Origin of the sequence: Peribacillus tepidiphilus (assembly GCF_009466385.1) — a bacterium.
GTDB lineage: Bacteria > Bacillota > Bacilli > Bacillales > DSM-1321 > Bacillus_BN > Bacillus_BN tepidiphilus.
The window spans coordinates 15,165-31,696 of record NZ_WIAQ01000030.1 but is presented as its reverse complement, the minus strand read 5'-3'; the positions used below and the strand labels follow the sequence as shown (position 1 = coordinate 31,696).

Here is a 16,532-nt window from a genome sequence, read left to right as displayed (position 1 = left end):
TCCTTTATTTAGGGATTTAGTGTCGGTGTGGTAACCTCACTATTACCTAAATTTCAGGGGGTGGCAATTTTTTTGCTCAAAAAGCCCTCTAATATAGGATTTACTAACCTATTTACTATAAAAGTTTTGACAATACGAAATAAAGAGAGGAGGGGAATTATATGAACGGTTTGCATCAAGCTTTTGCTAAGAATGATGATATTCAATCTATTTTTTCTGGAGTAGAAGAAGGTTTAAGGGAACAACTAGTTGCAGGTCTTTCTGGTTCCTCCCGTTCATTGCTTATTGCTTCTCTTTATAAAGAAACAAATAAAGCTATTATGGTTGTGACCTATAACTTACTTCAGGCTCAAAAGTTTTATGAAGATTTACTTAGCTTTGTGCCTGAAGATGAAGTGTTTATGTATCCAGCAAATGAGTTGATTGCAGCTGAGTTGAGTATCGCAAGTCCCGAGCTAAGAGCTCAAAGAATCGAAGCGCTTAACTACTGGACCAAAAATGATAAAGGCATTGTCATCGTTCCAATGGGTGGTTTTCGTAAGCTTCTTCCTCCAAAAGAGACTTGGAAAAAGCATCAAATCCATTTTAAGGTAGGAGAAGATGTAGATTTAGACTTCTTGTTAGCATTGTTTATCCAGATGGGTTATCATCGTGTTGAAATGGTTTCGTCTCCAGGGGAATTCAGTATTCGTGGTGGCATTATTGATATTTACCCGCTAACAGAGAGTAATCCTATTCGTATTGAGTTATTCGATACAGAGGTAGATTCTATACGAACCTTTTCTGTCGAGGATCAACGTTCCATTGATAAACTGACCCAAGTATCTATTGGACCTGCTACTGAAGCATTGCTTGACGACGAGAATATTGTAAAGCTAGTCGATCGACTTGAATTGGGACTCAGTACAAGTCTAAAAAAAATAAAAAGCGAAAAAGCGAAGGAGCTTTTGGTTCAAAATATTGGTTATGAGCTAGAGAAGCTGAAAAATGGATCGAAGCCTGATGATATTTTTAAATATCTTAGTTTGGCCTATGACAATCCAGCTAGTTTACTAGATTACCTTCCCTCTAATGGAATAGTGCTTCTAGATGAAATTAGCAGAATACAAGAAGTGGCTGAGTCACTTGAAAATGAAGAAGCAGAATGGTACACAAATCTTTTGAGTGAAGGGCATATTGTACACGATGTAAAGCTTTCTCATAATCTTCAAGAGCTAGTACAGAAATCAAGACATCCTCTCATTTATTTGTCATTATTTTTGCGGCACGTACCTTTCACTAGCCCGCAAAACATTATAAATTTCACATGTAAGCAAATGCAGAATTTTCACGGTCAGATGCATGTATTTAAATCTGAAGTTGAGAGGTGGAAAAAAGGGAAGTATTCTGTTGTTGTTTTAGCTCCAGACCAAGAACGAATTTCGAAGCTGAGTCGGGTATTAGAAGACTATGATATCGAATCAGTGGAATTAGGAGAAAATGGTCAAATTTTACCGGGCAAGGTTCAAATTATACTGGGCAATCTTAATACAGGCTTTGAGCTGCCGATGCATAAGCTTGCAGTTATTACAGAGCAGGAGCTTTTCAATAAGCGGACGAAAAAAACAGTAAAAAGACAAAAGCTTTCAAATGCAGAAAGAATTAAAAGCTACTCCGAGCTTAAAGTTGGAGATTATGTGGTTCATGTGAATCACGGAATTGGTAAATATCTTGGGATTGAAACGCTGGAAATTAACGGGGTTCATAAGGATTACTTACACATACGCTATCAAGGGACAGACAAGTTGTATGTTCCAGTTGAACAAATTGACTTGGTTCAAAAATATGTAGCGTCAGAAGGAAAAGAGCCAAAGCTGTATAAGCTGGGCGGAAGCGACTGGAAGCGTGTCAAAAACAAAGTCCAATCTTCTGTACAGAATATTGCCGATGATTTAATAAAGCTCTATGCGGAAAGAGAAGCCTCAAAAGGATATGCATTCTCTCCAGATGGGGAAATGCAAAGAGAGTTTGAAGCTGCTTTCCCTTATAAAGAAACCGAGGATCAACTCCGTTCCATCAATGAAATCAAAAGGGATATGGAACGCGAAAGACCGATGGACCGTCTGCTTTGCGGAGATGTAGGATATGGTAAAACAGAAGTAGCCATTCGTGCAGCATTCAAAGCGATTGCTGATGGAAAGCAAGTGGCATTTCTTGTTCCAACTACTATTTTGGCACAGCAGCATTATGAAACCATTCGGGAACGGTTTCAGGGTTATCCAATTAATATTGGCTTGTTAAGCCGTTTCCGAACGAGAAAACAGCAAGCAGAAACGATCAAAGGATTAAAAGCAGGTACCATTGATATTGTCGTGGGTACACATCGTTTACTTTCAAAAGATGTGGCCTATCATGACTTAGGTTTGTTAATTATTGATGAAGAACAGCGTTTCGGTGTAACTCATAAGGAAAAAATTAAGCAATTAAAAACCAATATCGATGTATTGACATTGACGGCTACTCCAATTCCGAGAACGCTTCATTTGTCAATGCTCGGCGTTAGAGATTTGTCTGTTATTGAAACACCTCCAGAAAACCGTTTTCCGGTGCAAACGTATGTTATGGAGTATAATGGAGCGCTTGTTCGAGAAGCAATTGAAAGAGAGTTAGCAAGGGATGGACAGGTGTATTTCCTTTATAATAGGGTAGAGGATATAGCTAGAAAAGCAGAAGAAATATCCATGTTAGTCCCCGATGCACGTGTAACATATGCTCATGGTAAAATGTCAGAGCAGGAATTGGAAAGCGTGATGCTAAGATTCCTAGAAGGTGAATTCGATGTATTAGTAAGCACCACCATTATTGAAACCGGCGTTGATATTCCTAATGTTAATACACTGATTGTTTATGATGCGGATAAAATGGGTCTTTCCCAGCTTTACCAGCTACGTGGTCGAGTAGGGCGTTCTAATCGAGTAGCCTATGCTTATTTCACATACCGGAAGGATAAGGTATTGACGGAGGTAGCTGAGAAACGCTTGCAAGCCATAAAAGAGTTTACCGAACTTGGTTCTGGGTTTAAAATAGCTATGCGTGACCTTGCTATTCGTGGTGCGGGTAATCTTCTCGGTGCAGAACAGCATGGGTTTATTGATTCTGTCGGTTTTGACTTGTATTCTCAAATGCTTAAAGAAGCCATTGAGGAGAAAATGGGAGGTAAGCCGGTAGAGAACAAACCACAGCTTGAAATTGATTTAGAGGTGGATGCCTATATACCTGATACGTATATTAATGACGGAAATCAAAAAATTGAAATGTACAAAAGGTTTAGAGGTATCTCAACATTAGATGAATGGGAAGAGCTGCAAGAAGAGCTAATGGATCGTTTTGGTGAATATCCTGAGGAGGTAGAGCTTTTACTTCAAATAGCAAAAATTAAAGTTTTTGCAAACAAAGCTGGTGTTGAAGTAATCAAACAATCGAAGCAGGAAATTACCATCCTCGTCTCAGATCAATCAAGCAGTGATATTGATGGTCAGAAGGTATTTCAGCTTACTTCAAAATATGGCCGAAAAGTTGGTCTTGGTATGGAGGGGCCTAGATTGAAAATGGTCCTGCATATAAAAGGGATTACTGTAAAAGAGTGGCTTTCTATGCTAGAGGACCTTATTATTGGCTTGCAAGATGTAAAAAAGAGAAAGTAAAGAATTAGATTTTGAAGAAAAATTATTTCAATGTGTATAGAAGTTTCCATAACAAAAAATACTAAGTTCAAATAAGGTGATTCGTATCAACGATTTAATAATCACCGGCAAGAAACCAAAAGATGAAAGTGAGGCAACATTAGATGAAAGCAACTGGTATTGTTCGTCGTATTGATGATTTAGGTCGTGTTGTAATCCCTAAAGAAATTCGCAGAACTCTTCGTATTCGTGAAGGAGATCCTTTAGAAATATTTGTAGATCGAGATGGTGAAGTGATCTTAAAAAAATATTCACCAATCAGTGAGTTAAGTGACTTTGCTAAAGAATACGCTGAAGCACTTTATGATAGCCTTGGAAGTCCGGTATTAATCTGTGACAGGGATACTTACATTGCTGTGGCAGGCGGTTCTAAGAAGGATTATTTAAATAAAAGCATTAGTGATTTTGTTGAGAAAACAATGGAAGAGCGTAACTCTACATTAGAAACACAAAAAAGCCAAGTTGCATTAGTGGATGGAAATGAAGAAGAGTTTCAATCCTATACAATTGGCCCTATCATTGCGAATGGTGATCCTATTGGAGCTGTCATTATTTTCTCCAAAGAGTCTACACTCAGTGAAGTGGAAAGAAAAGCAGTTGAAACTGCAGCGGGATTCTTAGCAAGACAAATGGAATCTTAAATTTCGCGTCATATGCTATCAAAAGGCAGCGTCTTCGCTGCCTTTTAACATGTACTAGAAAGAATGCTATAGAAAAGATATGTGGGGAAGCAGTAATGGAGTCGAAACGACCTCGCCTCTTTATAGGGTCAGAAGATGATGTACAGTATGCTATAATACAAGAAAAACAAGGGTTACTCCAAAGTGAAAATCCCTTCGTTAGAGAGACTCAACCCCATGCAAGTCGCAATCGCGAGTTTTTGTTAGGAAGGAGAGAGTGAATGAATAACAAGGCGAATGAAAACTCCATAAATTTCCTTCGTGGGGCATTTATTTTAACGATTGCGGCTGTTATTACGAAAGCTTTAAGTGCTGGATATCGAATTCCGTTTCAAAATATCGCGGGAGATGTAGGTTTTTATATTTACCAGCAAGTTTATCCTTTTTACGCAATCGCACTTATTTTTTCTACATATGGATTTCCTGTGGTGTTGTCGAAGTGGATTGCTGAAAGACAAGATCAAATATCTATACGCACTCTGCTTCTATATACCTTTTTCGTATTAAGTCTGTTTGGAACCATCCTCTTTATCCTGTTATACGGGGGAGCTGGCTGGCTTGCTCGTCTCATGAACGATCCGAAACTTGAGCCCCTTATAAAATTAACTTCGTTTTCCTTTTTATTTATGCCGTTTATTTCGGTAATGCGCGGCTACTATCAAGGAAAGGGAAATATGGTTCCGACTGCTGTTTCTCAAGTAGGAGAACAATTTGTAAGAGTACTTTGCATTCTCGTGTTTTCTTATGTTTTATTTCTAAAGGGATATTCCTTATATGATGTGGGAGCAGGAGCAGTATTAGGTTCTATTGCAGGCGGCATCATTAGCATCCTTATTCTCCTTACTTTTTTTTGGATAAGAAATGAATGGGATGTGTTACGAAAACAACAGCCTAATCAAAAAAACGTAAGTCTCTATCTGGTGGGAAAGGTCATTTTATTGCAGGGCTTTGCTTTTTGTATCACAAGCTTGGTGCTGGTTCTTATTCAGCTGATCGATTCCCTGCAGCTATTTCCACTCCTGGTAAGTAGCGGATTTAATGAGCATGAAGCAAAAGAATGGAAGGGTGTGTTTGACAGGGGACAGCCTCTCATTCAGCTTGGGACGGTCGTAACTACTTCACTCTCTTTAACAATCGTTCCACTCATTTCTAAAAATAAACTAGAGAATAATCGTAAAGAACTTATTGAAAATAGCCAGCTTTCTTTTCGAATTAGTCTTATGATTGGAACTGCCGCATCTATTGGATTAATTAGTATTATTAAGCCGACAAATATTATGCTATTCACAGATGATAAAGGGAGTTTGGCACTTTCCATATTAGCAGGATCGATTTTTTTTAGCTCTATTCTAATGACAGCAGCAGCCATTTTGCAAGCTCTTGGCTACTCTTTTATTCCGATAAGTATCATCCTGAGTGGACTCGTAATAAAAGCATTGCTCATGTTTGTTCTTGTTCCATCTTTTGACATCGTTGGCTCTGCTTATTCTACGCTAGGCGCCTTTATATGGATGACAGTGTGTTTTATTGTTATTCTAAGAAAACAATTGAAGGCTCCAATTTTTCGATTTAGGTCTGTGATGTTGGTACTAGCAGGTGCTGCAGCTATGACAGGTGTATTGTCCATACATACCTTCATTTTTGAAGAGCTCCTTATAAAAGAACAAACAAGGATTTTAGCTTTTCTTCAAGCTATTAGTGGAGTGGGAATAGGAGCAGTTAGTTATATATGGGTTGTCGTCCGATTTGGGTTATTTTCGCTTGAGGAGTTAGCCATGCTTCCGTTGGGAAGTAAATTATCTAAGCTGCTTCCTAAAAAAATAAGTAGGAGTTTTGGTAAATGAATAAAAAAATTACAGTTATCGGTCTTGGCGCTGGAGATATAAATCAAATCCCACTTGGGGTATATAAAATCATAAAAAAAGCTAAAACCTGTTTTGCACGTACAAAAGATCACCCTGTGATTTCAGAATTAATAGCAGAAGGGGTAACTTTCGAAAGCTTTGACTATGTGTATGAAAAGCACGATTCCTTTAGAGATGTATATGAGGAAATTGTAGACCTCCTATTAAAAATGGCGGAAGCAGATGACATATTATATGCTGTCCCAGGTCATCCGATGGTTGCCGAAATGACAGTTCAGCTGTTACTTGAAAAAGGTCCGCAAAAAGGGGTTGAGATTAAAATTGAAGGGGGACAAAGCTTTTTAGATGCTCTTTTCCAAGCCGTGAAAATTGATCCGATCGATGGGTTTCAATTATTAGATGGAACAGCTTTAAGAAGAGATGATATTGCGGTAACCCAGCATGTCATCATCGGACAAGTGTATGACAGCTTTATTGCTTCAGAGGTTAAGTTAACATTAATGGAAAAATACCCTGATGATTTTCAGGTATATATCATAACAGCAGCGGGAAGCAATCAAGAGAGAGTGGTAAAGCTACCATTATATGAACTGGATCGTCAAATGGAATTAAGTAATTTAACAAGCATTTATGTTCCTCCAATTCAAAAGGATGAGTTATTGTATGGGGAATTTTTTAAACTCCGACAAATCATTGCTGAGTTAAGAGGGCCGAATGGTTGTCCATGGGATAAAAAACAAACACATAAAAGTTTAAAAAAATATTTAATTGAAGAAGCGTATGAGCTGATTGATGCAATTAATGAAGACGATGATGAGGCGATGATCAGTGAGCTTGGAGATGTGCTACTTCAAGTGATGCTTCACGCGCAAATTGCTGAGGATGAAGGAATGTTTACGGTTACGGATGTCATTCAGAGCATTTCGGAAAAAATGGTGCGTCGTCATCCTCATGTCTTCGGTGAAGTTCATGTTGAGAATGAACAGGAAGTTGTTTCTAATTGGGAAAAAATTAAACAAGCCGAAAAGGGAGGAGAAAGTAAAACGACTTCTCTTTTAGCAGGTGTTGAAAAATCACTTCCTGCTTTATTACAGGCTTATGAGTATCAAAAAAGAGCTGCGAAGGTCGGCTTTGACTGGAAAGAGCTATGGCCTGCTTGGGAAAAAGTGAAAGAAGAAATTCTTGAATTTGAAACAGAGTTAAAGGAAGAAATAAAGGACCAAGAAAAGTTAGCGTCAGAGCTAGGGGATCTATTTTTTGCTTTGGTCAACATCGCTAGATTTATTTCTATATCACCGGAAGAAGCTCTTCATAGAACAAACATGAAATTCATTAGAAGATTCCAGTATATAGAAGAACGTGTTCGACAAAGTGGAAAAAGTTTTGAGGATTTCACGCTAGAAGAGCTTGATGCATTTTGGGAAGAAGCAAAGAAAAAAGGAATATAAAGGGGAGACTTATATGAGATTAGATAAATTTTTAAAAGTTTCACGGCTGATAAAGAGAAGAACATTGGCAAAGGAAGTGGCGGATAAAGGACGTATTTTAATCAACGGACAGCCAGCTAAAGCAAGTTCTAATGTCAAGGTGGGCGATGAGCTTACGGTTCAATTTGGACAAAAGCTCGTCACTGTACAAGTGGAAAAGCTTCAAGAAAGCACAAAAAAAGAAGACGCTGCTGATATGTATAAAGTATTGAAGGAAGAAAGAATTCCTGAAATGGAGTAAAACTAAAAGGCGCTGGACTTAATTCATTTCAGTTCTAAATTTGTCCACTCACACATAGACTTGTACAAATTGTATTGTGAGGGATGAAGATGAGCCAATATTATGATACAGGTCAAAACCCATCGAAGGGCGGTTCTGTTGAACATGATGTCGTAATGAGGGGGCGCCGTCTATTAGACATAACAGGAGTCAGACAAGTTGAAAGCTTTGACAATGAAGAATTTTTACTCGAAACGAATATGGGTTTTCTCGCGATCAAAGGCCAAAATCTGCAAATGAAGAATTTGGACGTGGATAAAGGGATTGTGTCGATTAAGGGGAAAATCTTTGACCTTGTCTATTTAGATGAGCATTCCGGGGAGAAGGCTAAAGGATTCTTTAGCAAGTTGTTCAAATGAGCCTAACAACACAATTTTATACTTTAATAGCAATGATTGGGATGGGCAGTTACTTCGGTGCTGCCTTAGATACTTATAATAGGTTTCTACAACGGTCAAAAAGAAATGCTTTGATTGTATTTATCCATGATTTGTTGTTTTGGTTGATCCAAGGTTTCCTTATTTTTTATGTGCTTTTTTTAATAAACCAGGGAGAGCTTAGGTTTTACTTGTTTCTTGCACTTTTATGCGGATTTTCGGCTTATCAGGCACTTTTTCGCGGAATATATAAAAGCCTGCTTGAATTCGTTATTTCCTTATTTAAATCTACTGTAAAAATACTAACGAAAATTTTTATGCTGGGTATTTATAAACCGATTTTGGCCATTATTACATTTTTAATTTTTTTGGTAATAAATATAGGAAAGGGTCTTTTTTCCCTTGTCAAACATATTTTTACAGTCGTATTATCAATAGTAAGGGCGATAGTAAGGATTATTCTTAGGCCTTTAGTCTGGATGTTGAAAGCGATTTGGAACTTGTTGCCGAAAAGCGTTACAAAAAGAGTCGAGAATTATTGTAAAAAAATTGCAGGATATTATAAAAAAATAAAGAAATTGTTATTTACTTGGATAATCAAGTTCAGAAATAAAAACCATAAGGAGTGAGAGACATGGGTAGCCTGAAGGAAAGAAAAGTCACCGAGATCCGAACACCATACGTTACACAGCAGTACCAAAAAATTCAAAACTCCTCCAGAAAAAGAAAAGGCTTATATCGGCGCCTTGTTTTCTTTGGAGTATGTGCAGCTGTGCTTTCTATTCTGGCGGTCTCTACACTTTTTTCTCAAGCAGCAGCATTAGAAGAAAAAAAACAAGAAAAAGCTGCTCTTCAAAAAAAGCTTGCAAAGCTTGAAAAAACTCAAGTCATGCTTGAAGAAGAAATCGTAAAGCTAAATGATGATGAATATATTGCAAAACTTGCTCGACGGGATTACTTTTTGTCAAATAAAGGTGAAATTATATTTAATCTGCCAAAAAGTGAAGAAGAAGAGGACTATTATTGACACTGTTTTTTTACATTCGTTATAATATAGTGTATGTATGATTTTTTGAATATTTAAGGAGGAACATTTTTTTTATGTCAATCGAAGTAGGCAGCAAGTTACAAGGGAAAGTAACAGGCATTACTAACTTTGGGGCGTTCGTGGAACTACCTGAAGGTTCAACTGGTCTTGTTCATATTAGCGAGGTTGCAGATAATTATGTGAAAGATATTAATGAACATTTAAAAGTTGGCGACCAAGTTGAAGTGAAAGTCATCAATGTTGAAAAGGACGGAAAAATCGGTTTATCTATCAAAAAAGCAAAAGATCGTCCGGAGCAAACCCAGCGTCCACGTCAAGGTAGAGGAAACGACCGTCCACGTGACAATTTCCGTTCCAAGGACAACCAACGTGCTAAGGAGTCTTTTGAACAAAAGATGGCACGCTTTTTAAAGGATAGCGAAGACCGCTTATCTTCTCTTAAAAGAAATACGGAAACAAAAAGAGGAGGTAGAGGCGGCCGACGCGGTTAATGCTTGCTGCTGAAGCCGATTAATAGCAGTTTTTCCTGTTTAATATAAACAAAAAGACAAGCGAACGAGGCTTGTCTTTTTTACTGTCCAAAAAAATATCATTGTTGGGGGATTCTTTTTATTTTTAAAATCAAAAACTGCCCAAAGCTCTACTTTGGACAGCCTTTTTTGAATGACCCGTACGGGATTCGAACCCGTGTTACCGCCGTGAAAGGGCGGTGTCTTAACCACTTGACCAACGGGCCATTATATTTGGTAGCGGCGGAGGGAATCGAACCCACGACCTCACGGGTATGAACCGTACGCTCTAGCCAGCTGAGCTACGCCGCCAAAATCAACACGCATTAAGTTTTTAAAACCGTATGTCCCCATCTCAGAAAGTAACACTACTCTGAAGAGCACAAGATATATCTTACATACTATCAAATTAGTTGTCAATGTTATTTTTGAATAAAATAATCATGAAATTTTTTCCTTAATTCAAACAAAAGGAAGCTTTAATCCGACACCCATTTTTCATTTCTTTCAACTTGGATCGTATGCATTCTTTTTTCTCCGATAATCGGCTAAAATTCTTTCTTTCTCTCCTTATTTGTTTGAAAATAATACCATTATTTTCTTTTTTGTTAGTTAATCCTGTTTGGTTTTGAAAGTTCACGATGAATTTCGTCGAACTTTTCTTCTTCCCTACTACGAAATTATGACAAACTTTCTCGAAAACCCCTACTATAATGAAAAACAACTATTACTAGAAGCGGGGAGTGGAAGAAATGCAAAAGGTAGAACAAAATTTAATAGAGCCTATGGGAGAAGTGAATTTCAAAGAAGCGAAAGTAGATGCTTCGAAGTGGATGAAAAGTTTGCAGCTGAAAATGGAGGATCTATTCGTTAAAAAAGGGTTTGTTTTGATAATCTTAGGATTTTTATTAGGACGAGCACTCATTCTTTCACAATTAGCTCCTTTTGGAATTCCTTTCTTTGCTGCCGTATATTTGATGAGACGTGATCGAGCACCACTTGCGCTTGTTGGACTAATCGTCGGTGCTGTAACGGTTGATTTTTCAAATGGTATTGTTATGTTTGTTGGATCTTTGCTGGTCATGTTTTTTTATAAGGTTCGAGGACCTTCAATTACTAGCCAGGGACAAGTAATGTCATTTTTCGTTTTTCTATCCATGATTCTAGTGAATACTGGAAAGCAATATATCATGTACAGGGATATGCAAATGTACGATGGCATGATGATTGCTGTTGAAGCAGGTTTATCCCTCATCCTAACTCTCATTTTTATTCAATGTATTCCTCTATTGTCTATCCACAGGAAAGCTACGGCTTCTTTGAAAACAGAAGAAGTGATAAGTGTCATTATTTTAATGGCCTCTATTATGACCGGAACAATTGGGTGGACAATCTATGATCTATCTTTTGAACATATACTATCTCGATATTTAGTACTAATTTTCTCGTTAGCAGCAGGAGCTGCGATCGGCTCTACTGTAGGTGTGGTTACGGGTCTTGTCTTTAGTCTTGCAAGTGTAGCTACACTCTATCATATGAGCTTGCTGGCATTTTCCGGTTTGCTCGGAGGTCTATTAAAAGAAGGAAAGAAAATCGGAGTCTCAATAGGTCTTCTTATTGCTACCGTATTAATAGGGCTTTATGGTGAGGGCAGTGCAAATTTATTCATTACTGTATATGAATCACTGGGAGCAATATTGTTGTTTATTTTAACCCCAACATCTCTAGTAGGAAAAATAGCAAAGCATATTCCTGGAACAGTTGAATATTCCAATGAACAACAATTATATATGAGAAAAATGAGAGATGTTACTGCACAGAGAGTTGCGCAGTTTTCAAATGTTTTTGAAGCGTTGTCAAACAGTTTTTCACAAATCGATGAATGGGTTAAAGATGATGATGAAGACAGACAATTCGATTATTTGTTAAGTAATGTCGCTGAGAAGAACTGTCAAACGTGCCATAAAAAAGCCTATTGTTGGTCACAGAATTTCGATGCCACCTATGAAGGTATGAAGGATATAATGATTCATTTGGGGGAATCAGGATCCCACTTACCTCCAAGAGTTAGCAGGGAATGGAACAAGCATTGTATTCGTGCGCAAAAGGTAGTGGATTCGATCTCTCAAGAATTAACATATTATCAAGCGAATCAGAAACTAAAGAAACAAGTCCAGGAGAGCAGGAGACTTGTTGCGGACCAACTGAAGGGAGTTTCAGAGGTGATGGAGGATTTCGCTAAAGAAATCCAAAGGGAGAGAAAAAATCATCATTTTCAAGAGGAGCAAATCATTGAAGCAATTCAAGATTTTGGACTGTATATCAACAATATAGAAATATATAGTTTGGAACAAGGAAATGTAGACATTGATATGAGTGTTCCATACTGCCATGGAAGAGGTGAATGTGAAAAGCTGATTGCTCCGATGCTTTCAGATATTTTAGGAGAAACCATTGTCGTTCATTCTGAAGAATGTGCAACCTATTCTGGAGGGCATTGTCACGTAAATTTTAAGTCTGCCAAACGCTTTATTGTAGAAACAGGCATTGCTCATGCTGCAAAAGGGGGAGGATTTGTTTCTGGAGATAGCTATACAACGATGGAAATTGGGTATGGAAAATATGCGATCGCGATTAGCGATGGAATGGGAAATGGAGAAAGGGCTCATAGCGAGAGCACGGAAACATTACAGCTGCTTCAAAAAATATTAATGTCAGGCATTGAAGAGAAAATTGCTATAAAGTCAGTTAACTCTGTACTTTCATTGCGAACTACAGATGAGATTTTTTCAACACTTGATTTAGCAGTTATTGATTTGCATGATGCTAAATCTAAATTTCTGAAAATTTGTTCAATTCCAAGCTTTATAAAGAGGGGGGATAAAGTTCTTAAGATTGAGTCCAGTAATTTACCAATGGGTATTGTACAAGATTTTGATGTAGATGTGGTTTCTGAACAGCTTAAAGCAGAGGATCTCCTTATCATGATGAGCGATGGGATATTTGAAGGTCCTAATCATGTGGAAAATGTGGAGTTTTGGCTCAAACGAAAAATAAAAGAGCTAAAAACAGATGATCCCCAAGAGGTGGCAGACTTAATTTTAGAGGAAGTCATTCGCAAAAAGGGATCCATAGATGATGATATGACCATCTTAGTTGCTAAGATTAAGCATAATACTCCAAAGTGGGCTACGATTCCTGTTACAGCATCCAAAAAGAAAGGAAGTAGAATAGTAATATAACAGAAGTATGCATCAACTGGTGGCACGAGCTACACTTCTAGAATTGACACAGTCAATACTAGCCCACCTTTTCAAAAGCAAATAGTATAAAATCTCTCTGGCCTGTCGAAGATGGTAATACCATGAAAATTGGAGGGGAGATTATGAAGCAAGGTACGTTACGTCAAATTTTGCTTATAACTGATGGCTGTTCAAATCAGGGAGGGGATCCGGCTGCTATGGCAGCACTTGCAAGAGAGCAGGGGATTACAGTTAATGTTATTGGTGTAATGGAGAAAGATATTATCGATGAAAAAGGTATGCAAGAAATTGAGGCGATCGCTATGTCTGGAGGTGGAGTAAGTCAAGTCGTTTATTCTGCTCAGCTTTCACATACGGTCCAAATGGTTACAAGGAAAGCCATGACCCAGACCATTCAAGGGGTAATCAATAAAGAGCTGCAACAGATCTTAGGTCGTACTACTTCCATAGAAGAGCTTCCTCCAGATAAAAGAGGAGAAGTCATGGAAGTTGTAGATGAACTAGGAGAAACCTCTAATTTAGAGGTACTTATTTTGGTAGATACAAGTGCTAGTATGAAGCACAAGCTTCCTACAGTAAAAGAATCACTGTTGGATTTATCTCTTAGCTTGAATGCTAGAATTGGAAATAATAAATTTTCAGTCTTTGTATTTCCCGGGAAAAAGAATGATGTCGAAAAATTGCTGGATTGGACACCTAAGCTAGAATCATTAACAAAAATCTTTCCTAAGCTTTCAACCGGAGGAATCACGCCAACAGGTCCGGCTATTCAAGAGGCGCTGCATTATTTTGCAAAAAATCGTTCTTTAAGGGGTTTGTTATCAAATGATGATGAACAATACTATGAAGAATCTGTGTAAGGTTTCTCCCGGTACAATTATTACTGGCAAATGGAACAAACATCATTATAAGGTCATAAAGGAATTAGGATATGGAGCAAATGGAATGGTTTATTTGGCAGAACGAAATAGACAATTCTTCGCTCTAAAAATAAGTGATAATAGTTCATCTATCACATCTGAAATGAACATTCTTAAATCCTTTTCTAAGGTCCAGGGTTCTGCCCTTGGACCTTCTTTTGTAGAAGCAGATGATTGGATAAAGGATCGAAAATTGTTCCCTTTTTACGTGATGGAATATATTGAAGGGGAAAGCTTTCTCCATTTTATCCGCCAAAAAGGCCATGGCTGGACCGGGGTATTGATCCTCCAACTTTTATCTAGTCTTGCAGAACTCCATAAAAACGGGTGGATATTTGGCGATTTGAAGCCGGAAAATTTAATTGTTACTATACCATCTTATAAAATTCGCTGTGTGGATGTGGGAGGGACAACTCTGATTGGAAGATCAGTAAAGGAATTCACTGAATTTTTCGACAGGGGTTATTGGGGATTGGGGTCCCGAAAAGCCGAACCAAGCTATGATTTATTTGCAGTTGCAATGGTCATCATTAACTCAGCTTACCCAAGCAGGTTTCAAAAAAAGGGTGAGAGCTATTCATTGTTAATGAATGCTGTTGAACAAAAAAAAGAGCTTCACCCATATAAAAAAGTAATTCATCGGGCGGTGAAAGGTCAATATAAGCATGCTTTGGAAATGAGAAAGGATGTATTTGACGCTTTGCAGCAAAATGTAACAGAAAATACTCAAGCAAGAACCTCTCGACAAACTGTTTCTACAAGAGCACAGATCAAAAGAAAGAAAAGCAAAAATAAGGGGCTGGCAGAAACCATTTTTCTTTTAGTCATCGTTTCAATACTTTATGGTTTATATATTTATAATCAAATTATGTAATATGATTATGTTGTATTTTAAAGAAAAGAAATACATAATAATTTTGAAACCTTTTTGTTTTATCAATCGTAAAGAAAAAGGTAAGGCTTCGGTAGTAAAGGGAGTTCAAAATGCTTGAGCAAAAGGTACTTCAATATATAAAAAAATATTGTCTGTTAAAAAAAGGCGATCGTGTGTTAGTTGGAGTCTCTGGTGGACCAGATTCGCTTGCATTGCTTCATTATCTTGACTCATTGAAGGATCAGCTATCCATTATGGTTACAGCTGCCCATGTGGATCATATGTTTCGAGGCAGGGAGTCTTATGAAGATTTTTTGTTTACTCAAAGCTTTTGTGAAAAAATGAACATCCCTTTTGAAGGAAAACAAATCGATGTTCAAGAATATATAAATAAGACAGGAAAAAGTTCGCAAGTTGCTGCTCGAGAGCTTCGGTATGCCTTTTATAAAGAAGTAATGAACCGGAATGACCTAAACATCCTTGCTCTCGGTCACCATGGAGATGACCAGATCGAGACAATTTTAATGAGACTTACAAGAGGAGCGAGTGGAGAGTCAAGAGCAGGAATGGCTTTTAGTCGTCCCTTTCATCATGGCAAACTCATTCGGCCATTTTTAGGCATTACGAAATCAGATATTATGGATTACTGCTCAAGACAAGGCTTAGTTCCGAGACATGATCCAAGCAATGAAAAAGAAATCTATGCAAGAAATCGTTTTCGATTAAACGTTCTCCCATTTATTAAAAAAGAGAACAGGAATGCACATGAGCATTTTCAACGATTTAGTGATGAAATTCGTGAAGATGAAGCATATTTAACTCAGCTTGCTGAAGAACGATTAGAAAACATACTAATTGAAAAAATGCCTGGGAAAGTAATTATAGATTACAATTGCTTGATGGCGATGCCTAAGCCTTTACAAAGAAGATGTATTCAACTAATATTAAACTATCTTTATTTTGAAAGACCAGAGACATTATCGGCCGTGCATATTGAGCAGCTGTTAGAAATGTTTCAAAATCCTCATCCTTCCGGAGAAATACATCTCCCGGATGGGTTGACTGCAGAGAAATCGTACGATAAGTGTACATTCTCTTTTGAGTGCCATCAAAGCCAACCCTATTCTCTTTTATTACAAGTTCCTGGAGAAACTCTTCTTCCGAATGGATATAAAATAATAGCACAATATATAAAAGATGAAAAAACGGTCGTACATACGAATTGGAACTTGAAAATCCCATCCCATCTTGCTAAACAGCCTTTTATCGTTCGCACTAGGAAAATGGGTGATCGGATGTCTGTGAAAGGCTTGAGTGGGACAAAAAAGGTAAAGGATATTTTCATTAATGAAAAGATTTCATTAAAAGAAAGGGATTCTTGGCCAATTGTTGAGGATTCAGAAGGTACGATCATTTGGATTCCGGGATTGAAAAAGTCACCGGTAGAAACACATGACTTATCAGGGCAATCTTTCATTTATTTACAATATAAAAAACAGTAGGTCTT

13 protein-coding genes and 2 tRNA genes are annotated in these 16,532 nt (G+C 37.6%); 13 read left to right on the top strand and 2 right to left on the bottom strand.

From position 1 onward, the window contains the following. Nucleotides 1-161 precede the first annotated feature (161 nt). The 9 genes from mfd to GD441_RS14285 all read left to right on the top strand — a co-directional run bounded on the left by mfd (nucleotide 162) and on the right by GD441_RS14285 (nucleotide 9,950). Nucleotides 162-3,683 (top strand): transcription-repair coupling factor, encoded by a 3,522-nt coding sequence (mfd, locus tag GD441_RS14325; protein ID WP_153127111.1) that lies wholly within the window; start codon nucleotides 162-164, stop codon nucleotides 3,681-3,683. Between the two features lie 143 nt (nucleotides 3,684-3,826). Then, nucleotides 3,827-4,363 carry a stage V sporulation protein T gene (gene spoVT / locus GD441_RS14320; RefSeq protein WP_153127110.1) on the top strand — a complete coding sequence of 179 codons (537 nt, stop codon included), beginning with the start codon at nucleotides 3,827-3,829 and terminating at the stop codon, nucleotides 4,361-4,363. A 260-nt stretch (nucleotides 4,364-4,623) separates the two neighbouring features. After that, nucleotides 4,624-6,246, top strand: coding sequence for a putative polysaccharide biosynthesis protein (locus tag GD441_RS14315; RefSeq protein ID WP_153127109.1), 1,623 nt, complete (start codon nucleotides 4,624-4,626; stop codon nucleotides 6,244-6,246). Next, nucleotides 6,243-7,715, top strand: a complete 1,473-nt coding sequence (gene yabN, locus GD441_RS14310) for a bifunctional methyltransferase/pyrophosphohydrolase YabN (RefSeq protein ID WP_153127108.1) — start codon at nucleotides 6,243-6,245, stop codon at nucleotides 7,713-7,715. The genes GD441_RS14315 and yabN overlap by 4 nt, the downstream gene beginning before the upstream one ends. A gap of 13 nt (nucleotides 7,716-7,728) precedes the next feature. Beyond that, nucleotides 7,729-7,995, top strand: a complete 267-nt coding sequence (locus tag GD441_RS14305; protein ID WP_153127107.1) for an RNA-binding S4 domain-containing protein — start codon at nucleotides 7,729-7,731, stop codon at nucleotides 7,993-7,995. Nucleotides 7,996-8,084: 89 nt separating this feature from the next. Next, the gene (gene yabP / locus GD441_RS14300) at nucleotides 8,085-8,393 is read left to right on the top strand and encodes a sporulation protein YabP (RefSeq protein WP_153127106.1); all 309 of its coding nucleotides are present in this window, start codon (nucleotides 8,085-8,087) and stop codon (nucleotides 8,391-8,393) included. Continuing rightward, the gene (gene yabQ, locus GD441_RS14295; RefSeq protein ID WP_153127105.1) at nucleotides 8,390-9,040 is read left to right on the top strand and encodes a spore cortex biosynthesis protein YabQ; all 651 of its coding nucleotides are present in this window, start codon (nucleotides 8,390-8,392) and stop codon (nucleotides 9,038-9,040) included. The genes yabP and yabQ overlap by 4 nt, the downstream gene beginning before the upstream one ends. A 5-nt stretch (nucleotides 9,041-9,045) precedes the next feature. Beyond that, the gene (locus GD441_RS14290; RefSeq protein WP_153127104.1) at nucleotides 9,046-9,438 is read left to right on the top strand and encodes an FtsB family cell division protein; all 393 of its coding nucleotides are present in this window, start codon (nucleotides 9,046-9,048) and stop codon (nucleotides 9,436-9,438) included. Between the two features lie 74 nt (nucleotides 9,439-9,512). Then, a complete protein-coding gene (locus tag GD441_RS14285) occupies nucleotides 9,513-9,950 on the top strand; it encodes a S1 domain-containing RNA-binding protein (protein ID WP_153127103.1) in 438 nt (145 codons plus the stop codon). Nucleotides 9,951-10,123: 173 nt separating this feature from the next. Here GD441_RS14285 and GD441_RS14280 read toward each other — a convergent pair. Both GD441_RS14280 and GD441_RS14275 read right to left on the bottom strand, forming a co-directional pair. Beyond that, nucleotides 10,124-10,195: transfer RNA gene (locus GD441_RS14280), tRNA-Glu, on the bottom strand. 8 nt (nucleotides 10,196-10,203) lie between these two features. Beyond that, nucleotides 10,204-10,280, bottom strand: a tRNA-Met gene (locus GD441_RS14275). A gap of 440 nt (nucleotides 10,281-10,720) precedes the next feature. On the opposite strand from GD441_RS14275, the gene spoIIE reads away from it, so the two are divergent. The 4 genes from spoIIE to tilS all read left to right on the top strand — a co-directional run bounded on the left by spoIIE (nucleotide 10,721) and on the right by tilS (nucleotide 16,527). Then, the gene (gene spoIIE, locus GD441_RS14270) at nucleotides 10,721-13,210 is read left to right on the top strand and encodes a stage II sporulation protein E (protein WP_153127102.1); all 2,490 of its coding nucleotides are present in this window, start codon (nucleotides 10,721-10,723) and stop codon (nucleotides 13,208-13,210) included. A gap of 143 nt (nucleotides 13,211-13,353) precedes the next feature. After that, on the top strand, nucleotides 13,354-14,091 hold the full coding sequence (locus tag GD441_RS14265; RefSeq protein WP_153127101.1) for a VWA domain-containing protein: 738 nt from the start codon (nucleotides 13,354-13,356) through the stop codon (nucleotides 14,089-14,091). Beyond that, on the top strand, nucleotides 14,057-15,025 hold the full coding sequence (locus GD441_RS14260; RefSeq protein ID WP_338091717.1) for a protein kinase domain-containing protein: 969 nt from the start codon (nucleotides 14,057-14,059) through the stop codon (nucleotides 15,023-15,025). Before GD441_RS14265 ends, GD441_RS14260 begins: the two co-directional genes overlap by 35 nt. A 110-nt stretch (nucleotides 15,026-15,135) precedes the next feature. Next, nucleotides 15,136-16,527, top strand: a complete 1,392-nt coding sequence (tilS, locus tag GD441_RS14255; RefSeq protein ID WP_153127100.1) for a tRNA lysidine(34) synthetase TilS — start codon at nucleotides 15,136-15,138, stop codon at nucleotides 16,525-16,527. Nucleotides 16,528-16,532 lie beyond the last annotated feature (5 nt).